A 1,018-nucleotide genomic window follows, 5' to 3' on the forward strand; every position below is an offset into this window, starting at 1 on the left:
GCGGCAGGAACACCGCGCCCGCCAGGCCGGCGAGCACCGCGAGGCTCACGCCCGCGCGCAGCGGCGAGCCGATGGCGCGGCGCTGGCGATGCACCTCGCGCAGCTCGCGCAGCAGCGGGCGCGCGATCAGGATGTACACCTCGAGCGCGGCGACCAGCAGCCCCGCGACCGAGCCGAAGAAACCGAACACCGCGGCGGCGATGCCGATGGCGACGAGGACGCGGTAGGCCGCGGTGGCGACCGCGTAGGCCAGCATCGGCCCCGCCTGCGGGTGATGCTCGGGCGAGCCGCCGCGCCAGCCCAGGCAGAGCCGGCGCAGGCGGTGGCGCAGCAGCGCGAAGGCGCGCGGCTGCAGGTTGTCGATGCCCCACACGTCCATCAGCAGGAAGTAGCCGTCGAAGCGCATGAAGGGGTTGAGGTTGATCAGCAGCGTCGACAGGATCGAGGCGCTCGACAGGTAGAAGGCCAGGCTGCGCGCGACGCCGTCGGGCAGCACCGCCCAGGCGAGCAGCGCCAGCGCGGCCACGGCGAGCTCGAAGCGGATGCCCGCCGAGCCGATCTGCGCGCGCCGACGGCGGTCGGGTTCGCGCCAGGCGTCGGTGACGTCGGTGTACAGGATCGGCCACAGCAGGATGAAGGCCACGCCCATGCTGCGCACGTGCAGGTTCTTGAGCTTGGCGCTGAAGGCGTGGGCGAGCTCGTGGCCGATCTTGAGCGCGACCAGGCAGCCGACGAAGCCGACAAAGCCGGCGGGCGTGAGCAGGTAGCTGGCGGTGGCGAAGTAGAGCTCGGCCTGCGGCAGGGCGAGCAGCAGCCCGAGCAGGCCGGCCAGCTGCAGCACCTGCGCGACCTGGCGTGCGGCGAGCGGGCGAGCGAGCGGCGCCAGCCGGGTGAGCGCGGCGTCGGGCCGCAGCAGCGGCACGCGGTAGTACACGTAACCATGCAGCAGCCGCGTCCACCAGCGCGGACCCGCCGCGGCGCGCGGGCTCGCGCCGCCCTGCCGACCCGCCTTCTCCCC

General features: G+C 74.1%; 1 pseudogene. It reads right to left on the minus strand.

Annotated features, from left to right (window positions below):
* Positions 1–1,018 (minus strand): annotated as a pseudogene (locus C667_RS23280) (hemolysin D); the annotation flags it as partial.

The sequence above is a fragment of the Thauera phenylacetica B4P genome (assembly GCF_000310225.1).
Lineage (GTDB): Bacteria > Pseudomonadota > Gammaproteobacteria > Burkholderiales > Rhodocyclaceae > Thauera > Thauera phenylacetica.